Origin of the sequence: Actinomadura sp. BRA 177 (assembly GCF_013372625.1) — a bacterium.
Taxonomy (GTDB): domain Bacteria; phylum Actinomycetota; class Actinomycetes; order Streptosporangiales; family Streptosporangiaceae; genus Spirillospora.
Genome location: NZ_JABXFD010000292.1, coordinates 1 through 8437, shown reverse-complemented (window position 1 = coordinate 8437; position 8437 = coordinate 1). Strand labels below are relative to the sequence as shown.

The following is an 8437-nucleotide window of genomic DNA, read 5'->3' as shown; positions in this document are numbered from 1 at the left end:
CCCCCCACCGACACGCCACACCCGCCACCCAAAGCCGACGCAGCGCCCCACCGCGGCGCCGCGCGCACCCACACGACGACCGCAGCCGAGCCAACCACCCGTCGGACAGCGCGCACCCACACGACGACCGCAGCGGAACCGACCCCCCGTCGGACAGCGCGCACCCACACAGCGACCGGAGTGGAGTTGACCACCGTGGGGCGGCGCGCACCTACGCGGCGACCGGAGCGGAGCGCTAGCGGAGCGGAGGGCGCCGCTACGCCTTCTCCGCGCGGTCGTTGTACTCGGCGGCGTAGTCCTGGCCGGACATTTTCTGGATGGTTTCGACGATCTCGTCGGTGATGGCTCGGCGGGCCTTGGCCGGGGGGAGGTCCTGGTAGTGGGAGAAGTCCATGGGCGGGCCGATGCGGACGGTGGGGCGGGGGCCGAAGACGCGCGGGAAGCCGGCGCCGATGGGCTGGATCTTCTCGGTGCCCTCCAGGGCGACCGGCAGGACGCGGGCGCCGGACTCCAGGACGAGCCAGCCGACGCCCGTCCGGCCGCGGTAGAGGCGGCCGTCGGGGGAGCGGGTGCCCTCCGGGTAGATCGCGAAGGCGCCCGAGTTGTCGAGGACCTCGGCGGCCTGTTCGAGGGCGCCCATCGCGGCGCGGCGGGCGCCGCGGCGGACGGGGACGTGCCCGAGGTTGGTGAGGAACCAGCGGACGAAGCCCTTCTTCAGCCCGCCGCCCTCGAAGTAGTCGGCCTTGGCGATGTAGGTCACCGGGCGGGGCACCGCGAGCGGGATGATGAAGCTGTCGATGAACGACAGGTGGTTGCTCGCCACGATCAGCGGCCCGTAGGACGGCACGTTCTCGCCGCCGACGACGCGGGGCCGGAATAGCAGCCACAGGATCGGACGCACCACCCGCGTCATGAACGTGTAGAACATCCAGCCTCCCGAATTTCGCCACCGCCACTGTAACCTCTGCGCCGATGCGGGCCGGAGTCAGCGTCCTTCTTACCTGGCGGGAGGTCGGTAAGGAATGGTCCATCCGCAGGTCAAGGGGTGGACGGGGGGAGATTGGACGCCATTTCTTACCGTCCAGTAAGTTTCTCTTGAGTAAGTTATTGGCCGCGTTTCCCGGGCGTCCCCGGACGCATCCGGACGGCCCGGACGGCGCGTCGGGTAGAGTCTGCACACGGGGCCGGACGGACGTCCGGGACGGCGTTACGGTCCGGGGCACGGGCCGCGGGCTCGATCCCTATCCCCGGCGAGAGCTTGGAATGCGGGCACGGGTGCGCAATCCTGAGGAGTCACCTGAGATGGCCGGGTACCACCGGAGTGGGGCGTGAGGTGACCATGGACTTCGACATCAGCCTGATGCGGGACGACCGCTGCACGGTCGTCCGCGTCCAGGGCGACATCGACGTGGTGTCCCGGACGCGGTTCGAGGAGACCCTCTTCGAGGTCGTCGACACCGAGGAGCCGATGGTCGTCGACATGCGCGAGGTCACGTTCTGCGACTCGACGGGCCTGAACGCGCTCGTCGCCGCCAACCGCCGCGCCGGCGAGCGCGGCGGCCATATCGCGCTGGTGGCGCTGCCGCCGCGCGTGGCGCGGGTCTTCCGCATCACCGGGATCGACAAGTTCATCCCGATCTACGACACGCTGCGCGAGGCGATCGTGGCGTTCCCGTCCACCACCAAGCCCTAGGTACACCCCTCGAACTGCGGAACGCTCGTCGTCAGCTTCAGCCCCGACTTGCCGAACCACTTGGTGAGCAGGCGCTGCGCGGTGCCGTCCTGGTACATGGCGGTGATGGCGCGGTTGACCTCCTCGCAGCCGCGCAGGTCGCCCTTCTTCAGGCCGACGCCGTACTTCTCGTCGGTGAACGGCGCGTTGATGATCCGCCCGGGGCGGCCGGCGGCGAACCCGGCGAGGATCAGGTCGTCGGTCGACACGGCGTCGAGCTTCCCGGCGGCCAGCGCGTCCATGCAGGCCCCGTAGGTGCCGACGGTGACGGGCCGCGCGGCGACGTGCCGCTCCTCGATGACGCGGCGCCAGGAGTTGGAGCCCGTCACCTCGCAGATCCGCTTGCCCTTCAGGTCGCGCACGTTCTGGATGGACGCGGCGTCGGGGCGGACGAACGTGTCCTGGTGCGCGACGTAGTAGGGGCCGGCGAAGGTCACCTTCATCTTGCGCTTCGCGGTGATCGAGTACGTCGCGACGATCATGTCGACGGTGCCCTTGGCGAGCGCATCCTCGCGGACGGACGAGTTCGTCGTCCTCCACCTGATGCGGCTCTTCGGGACGCCCATCCGGCCCGCGATGTAGGTGGCGACGTCGACGTCGAAGCCCTCGTACGTCCCGTCCGGGCGCTTGACGCCGAGCGCGGGCTGGTCCGCCTTCACGCCGATGACCAGGGAGTCCTTGCCGGCGACGGACTCCTCCTCGGTGCCGCCGAGGCCGCAGCCCGCCAGCAGCCCGGCGGTCAGCAGGACGGCGGTCGCTCGTATGGCGCGCATGGCTTGCTCTCCTCCGGTCAGCGGAACTCGGCCAGCCGGGGACGGACCCCCGCGAGGACCAGCAGGGCGATGACGGCGGCGCCGGCGGGCGGGACGGCGTTCCAGCCGCGCAGCCCGCCGTCCGCGTCCTTGATCGCCTCGTCGAAGGCGTCCTGGTGGACGGCCGTCAGCGCGCTCAGCGCGGCGTCGAACGCGCCGAAGTCGCGGATGGCGCCGGACGTGCGGCCCATCCGCACATCGATGGCGCCGGCCCGGTCCCCCGACGACGCGAGCTGCCGCATGCGCTGGTCGTTGCGCTGGACGGTCCGGTACGCCTGGAGTGTCTTCGCGAGCGCGTCCGCTTCGCGGCCTTCGTCCACCGTGCGCGCCTCGTCCCCGAAGAAGCCGAGGAACGGGACGTCGTCCTGGCCCGGCTTGTACGGGGCGACCTTCTGCTCCAGGCCCGCGTAGTAGCTCTCCAGGTTGATCGGCTTGTCGCCGAGGTCCGGGTAGATCACCGACAGCGACTTGTCGAGGTAGGTCTGCTCGTAGGTGTCGGCGCGGCCGGGGTCGAGGAGGTAGCGGCTCTCGTCCGCGAACGCGCTGTGACTGATCGCGCGGGCCCGCGACAGCTGGAGGATCGAGTCGAACCCGTCCTCCTTCGCAGTCTTGATATGGCCCGCGTGCGCCGTCAGCAGGCCCGCGCCGACTGCGGTGAGGACGACCGTGGCGAGCGTCGCCAGCACGAGCGCCGGATTGAGGACGCGGCGGAACGTCCGGGCCAGGTACAGCTGCGTGGCGATCAGGAGCAGCAGCACGATGAGGCCGGTGATGGCGACCCACGTGCGTCCGGTCAGCACCGCCGACCGTTTCGTCTCGTACGACTGCCGGACGTGCGCGCCGCTGTCGAGCGTGATGTTGTACGCCTTCGGCAGCAGTTGCAGCTTCATCAGGTCGGTCGCCTGCCGGTACGCGTCGATGACCTGGTCGGGCAGCTCCCCCGGCGCGTGGTTCGACTGGGCGTCGAGCTGCATGGCCTGGCCGACGAGCCGCTCGTACTTGCCGAGGCCGTCCAGAACTTCCTGAACGGTCCGCTTCAGCGCCGGGTCGCGTCCGGCGAGCTGCGCGGCCTGCACCGCCGCCGCGTCCGCCTCCGCGCGGCGCTTCTCGTACACGCGGAGCGACTCGTCGTAGCCGATGCCGAGGTCGTGCTCGCGGCCGATCAGCAGGATGTTGGACACCTGCGCGTCCATGTCGCTGAGCGCGAAGTACAGCGTGCCGGTCGCGACGACCTGCGGGCCCGCGTCGTGCCCGATCGTCTGGACGGAGTCGCGCGCGTTCCCGATCGCCACGGACAGGACGGCGAGCAGCGCGACGAGCGCGGCCAGGCACAGCACCACGTGCGCGCGGATGCGGCCCGGGATCGTCTTCAGCCAGCGGCCGCGGAAGAACGTCCGGAGCCGACCGCCGCGCTGCGGTTTCCGATCGGACGGTTCGGGCGGACCCGGTGCGGGGGGAGCGGGAGCCGCCGGCTGCGCGGGACTCATCGTCATGACGGGCCTTCCTGCAGGGACAGCGTGATGGTCGTCCAGGCGCCCACGTGGATGCGGTCGCCGTCCGCCATCGGCTTCGGCACGTTCACCGGAATCGGCTCGCTGCCGCCGTTCACCGTCGTGCCGTTCGTCGAACCGGGATCGACGAGGTTCCAGGTGCCGTCCGGCTGCGCCAGCAGGACGGCGTGCAAATGCGACACACCGGGGTCTTCCGGCGGCGCGCCCAGGTCGATCTCCGGCACGATCCCCCGGGACGCGCTGCGCCGCCCGATGCGGACCTGCTCGCCGCTCAGCGGGACGCGCCGCTCCGGGCAGTACGGCGGGAACGTGAGACCGGACGCGTCCGACCCCATCTCGGCGACGACCGATGCGAAGTAGTCGCGGTCGGCCGCGACCAGCGCGGACGGCGAACCGCCCGTGGCCGGCGGCTGCACCATCGGGACGGCCCGCGCCGCACGGTCGATCGACAACTCGACCGTGAAGATGGTGCCGGTGTCGAAGTCGTATCCGTCTGCCTCACAGAAGCGGCCCGAGCGGGGCGTCCCGCAGTGCGGGCACACGGCCGGGCCCGGCTCCGCGGGGGGAGCGCTGCGGATGCGGTCGCCGCACACGTCGCAGTACTGGTCGTCCCCGGACGTGTGCCCGCTCGGGCAGATCGGCATGGCCTCAGCCCCCTGCCTTGCCGGCGTCATCCTTGCCGACATCGTCCTTGCCGGCGTCGTCGCCGTGCCGGGTCCGGACGGTCCGGACGGTCCGGACGGAACGGGTGTCGAGCGACATCTCGTCCGCCTTCGACACGTCGCGCTTCAGCCGGACGGTACCGCTCGCCTCGTCGACGACGTCCACGACCCGGTCGAGCAGGCCGGAGATCTGCTCGTTGCCGACCTCCCGCGCGAGCACGACGGCGCGCCCGAGCCGGGCGGTCGCCCGGTCCTCGTCGCCCTCGCGCCGCGCCTCCAGGCCCTCCTGGATCGCGTCGGCCAGCTCGGACTGCCCGGTGTGGTGCGCGACCCGCCGGTTGATGCGGGTCGAGCTGGCCTCGTCGTCCGTCCATTCGGCGAGGACGTTCCCGGACCCGAGGACCTGGTCGCCCGCCAGGAGCTTCACCCACGCGGCCCGCATCTGCCGTCCCACGTCGCCGGGCTGCACCTCGACGCACACGTGGTACTCGCGGGACTCGTCTCCCCACGCGCCCAGCGGATAGTCACCGGTCTGCTTCCCGGAATCGACCCGCCGCCCGGTCAGGTCCTCCACGGCCGGGACCATCTGCTTGACGAACCGGAGCCGCGCCTGCTGCGGCGTCCACACGCGCAGCGCGACGTCCGCGACCTCTTTGCTCATCGCGGCCCGCGTCATCGCCAGGAAGTCGGCCTCCAGGTCGGCCGGGTCGGGGACGTCCAGGAACCCGCCCAGCAGCGCGGAGCTGATCTTGCGCAGCTCGGCGACGTCCCAGTCGGTGCCGACGCCGCGCGCGTCGCAGAGGAACCTGCCGCCGCACAGCCGCAGCGCCGCGTCCAGCTCCTCGGCCGATTCGTGCTGGTTCTTGCCGTCCGTCAGCAGGATGGCGTGCTTGACGGCGTCGTCGTGCCCGGTGAACAGCCGCTCGGCGAGCCGCAGCCACGATCCGATCGCCGTCCCGCCGGCCGCCTCCAGCCGTCCGATCGCGTTCACCGCGCTGCGCCGGGACGTCTCGTCCGCCGCGACGAGCCGCTCCCCATGCGGGTAGATCATCCGCGGCCGGTTGGCGCCCGCGACCACCGCGAAGTGCACGCCGTCGCGCAGCACGTTGACCGCCGCCCGCGCGGCCCGCTTCGCCGCGGCCATCTTCCCCCGGTACGACATCGACCCCGACGTGTCGATGATGATGATCTCCGCGGCCGGGACGCCGCCACCGCCCCCTGACGAGCGCGCCTCCACGGTCACGATCGCGTGCATCTCCCGTCCGCCCGCCGGAAGGTAGGCGTTCTGGTCCACGCGGACGGTGAACTCCGGAAACCCGCTCATCTGCCCCGCTCCCGTCGGTGTCCATGCTCCCTGTCGGTGCTCATGATCAGAAGAGCGTCCTCGGGCGGACGGCGTTGGCGCGCTTCACCATCGCGTGCCGGTGTCCGGCGTCGTCGGCGAGCTTGGCGAGGACGCGGTAGGTCTCCTCCAGCCTGGCGCGGAGGGCCGGTTCGTCCAGGTCCGTGCCGAGGATCGGCTGCCGGAACCCGGCCGGGATCGGAGTGCGGGCGGCGCGCAGCCAGCCGAGCGCGGCCTCCAGGACCTCGGCGGTGAACGCGGCGGCGCGCTCGGTGTCCAGGCGCAGCGACGCGAGCCGGCGGCCCGCCTCGATGAGCGCGGCGGCGTCCAGCTCGCCGGGGCCGCGGCCCCGGACGGCGGTCGCGACGGCGGCGAGCTGCGCGGCGAGGTAGTGGCTGGAGATGCGGGGGACCGAGTCCAGGACGCGTTCGGCGGCGGCCCGGTCACCGGCGGCGAGGTAGGAGCGGGCCAGCCCGAACGCGGCGCTGACGTGGGTGGGGTCGGTGCGCCAGACGGTCTCGTAGAAGTAGCTGGCGTTGCCCATGTCGTCGAGGGTCTCGAAGCAGAACGCGAGCGCCAGCTTGGGCGCCTGCTCGCCGGGCGCGAGGTCGTACAGGTCGGTGAAGACGCCGACGGCCTCGCTCGCCCGCCCGCAGGCGAGGGCGCGGACGCCCCGGTACCAGTCGACGCGCCAGTCGTCCGGGGCCTCGGTGGCGATCTCCTCCAGCAGCCGGGCGGCGGGGTCGAGGTCGCCCAGCTCGATGCGGACGCGCAGCAGCGCCAGCCGCACCTCGTGGGACGCGACCGGCGCGGAGGCGAGCGCGGCGGCCAGGTCTTCGGGGTCGCGGGCGGTGAGCCCGGCGAGGAACGCGGCGGCCGGGTCGAACGCGGACACCAGCGGGACGGGCAGCGCCGCCGCGGCGGCCGGCGGCTCCAGCGGCGCCAGGATCGTCGCGGTGTCCAGCGTGTCGACGATCTCGGCGCCGGCGGTGTGCTGCTCGGGCCCGAACAGCGGCGACGGCGCGGGACGCGGCCGTCCGTCCTCGGCCGACAGGACCTCGCGCAGCACGCCGGTCAGCTGTTCGGCCATCTCGGCGGCGCTCTGGAACCGGCGGGACGGGTCCGGGTGCGTGGCGCGCCGCAGCAGCCGGTAGTACGACTCGTGCCGCTGGAACAGCGGTACCTCGTCGCGGGGCGGCAGGCTGCGCAGATGCCGTCCGGTATAGCCGCGGAACGGGAAGCTGAGGACGGCCAGCGCGCGTCCCACGGTGTAGAGGTCGGACGTGACCGACGGGCCCTGCGAGCCGATCTCCGGGGACTGGTAGCCGGGCGTCCCGAAGATCGGGCTGTCGACGTCGAACGCGCGCCGCACGCCGCCAAGGTCGATCAGCTTGAGCTGCTCCTCGGACTGGATCGCGTTGTCCGGCTTGAAGTCGCAGTACAGCAGCCCGACGCCGTGCAGGTAGCCGAGGGCGCTCAGCACCTCCAGCCCGTAGGCGATCACCTGGCCGAGCGGCAGCGACGCCTGGTCGCCGTGCTCGGCGCGCGTGCTGAGCAGGATGTCCTTGAGGGAGCGGCCGCCGACGTACTCCATCACGATGTAGCCGGATTCGCCGTGCCGGACGAAGTTGTAGATCTTGACGATGTTGGGGTGCTCGACCTCGGCGAGGAACGCGCGCTCGGCGGTCGCGGCGGCCAGGGAGTCGGCGTCGCCGGTGTCGAGCAGGCCCTTCAGGACGACCCACCGCTCGCTCACGTTGTGGTCGCGGGCCAGGTACACCCAGCCGAGGCCGCCGTGCGCGAGGCAGCCCAGCACCTTGTACTGGCCGCCGACCAGCTCGCCCGCGTGCAGCTTCGGCGTGAACGAGAACGGGTGCCCGCAGCTGCGGCAGAACCCCTCGGTGCGGCCGGGGTTGCCGTTGCGGCTGCGCCCGACCTTCTCGTCGCAGCGGCTGCAGAAGCGCCGGTTCTCCGGCACCTCCGGGTTCTCCATGATCGCGGAGGCGGGGTCGCGGGCCGGGACGGGCGCGACCTCGACGAGCCCGGCGCCGAGCATCCCGCGCCTGGACGCGCCGCCGACGAGCAGGGAACCTTCGCCGAGCGGGCGCGACGGGCCCGCTCGGCGAAGGTTCCCTGCTCGTCGGCGGCGCGAACGGCGTCTGCCTGGTGACCGGGGCCGGAGCGGGAATCCGCGCCGGCGCCGCCCGCGAATACCCGTGCGGCCCTCCGTGGCCGCCGAAGTACTCACGCCACGGGAGCATGGGGGCCCGCACGGGCGACACCGGGCCATCGGGGTACGCGGGCTGCTCGACGACGCTGGACGGCCCGGTGGGCAGCGGCGCAACGGGCGGGGCGGGGGCTGGCCCTTATACACATCT

Annotated in this window: 7 protein-coding genes; 1 reads left to right on the top strand and 6 read right to left on the bottom strand. The window is 72.3% G+C overall.

The window, feature by feature from the left end:
- Positions 1-256: 256 nt before the first annotated feature.
- Positions 257-928 (bottom strand): 1-acyl-sn-glycerol-3-phosphate acyltransferase, encoded by a 672-nt coding sequence (locus tag HUX53_RS13705; protein WP_176403564.1) that lies wholly within the window; start codon positions 926-928, stop codon positions 257-259.
- Between the two features lie 411 nt (positions 929-1339).
- Between HUX53_RS13705 and HUX53_RS13700 the strand changes: the two genes are divergently transcribed.
- Positions 1340-1693, top strand: a complete 354-nt coding sequence (locus HUX53_RS13700; RefSeq protein WP_176403563.1) for an STAS domain-containing protein — start codon at positions 1340-1342, stop codon at positions 1691-1693.
- Here HUX53_RS13700 and HUX53_RS13695 read toward each other — a convergent pair.
- Genes HUX53_RS13695 through HUX53_RS13675 form a run of 5 tightly spaced genes read right to left on the bottom strand, consistent with a single transcriptional unit; the run spans position 1690 to position 8115 of the window.
- Positions 1690-2505, bottom strand: a complete 816-nt coding sequence (locus HUX53_RS13695; RefSeq protein WP_176403562.1) for a glutamate ABC transporter substrate-binding protein — start codon at positions 2503-2505, stop codon at positions 1690-1692. The genes HUX53_RS13700 and HUX53_RS13695 overlap by 4 nt on opposite strands.
- A 17-nt stretch (positions 2506-2522) precedes the next feature.
- A complete protein-coding gene (locus HUX53_RS13690) occupies positions 2523-4037 on the bottom strand; it encodes a hypothetical protein (RefSeq protein ID WP_255205227.1) in 1515 nt (504 codons plus the stop codon).
- Positions 4034-4699, bottom strand: coding sequence for an FHA domain-containing protein (locus tag HUX53_RS13685; RefSeq protein WP_176403561.1), 666 nt, complete (start codon positions 4697-4699; stop codon positions 4034-4036). Before HUX53_RS13685 ends, HUX53_RS13690 begins: the two co-directional genes overlap by 4 nt.
- 4 nt (positions 4700-4703) lie before the next feature.
- Positions 4704-6041 carry a VWA domain-containing protein gene (locus HUX53_RS13680; protein ID WP_176403560.1) on the bottom strand — a complete coding sequence of 446 codons (1338 nt, stop codon included), beginning with the start codon at positions 6039-6041 and terminating at the stop codon, positions 4704-4706.
- 46 nt (positions 6042-6087) lie between these two features.
- Complete coding sequence (locus tag HUX53_RS13675; protein WP_176403559.1) at positions 6088-8115, bottom strand: serine/threonine-protein kinase; 2028 nt, start codon at positions 8113-8115, stop codon at positions 6088-6090.
- Between the last annotated feature and the right edge of the window lie 322 nt (positions 8116-8437).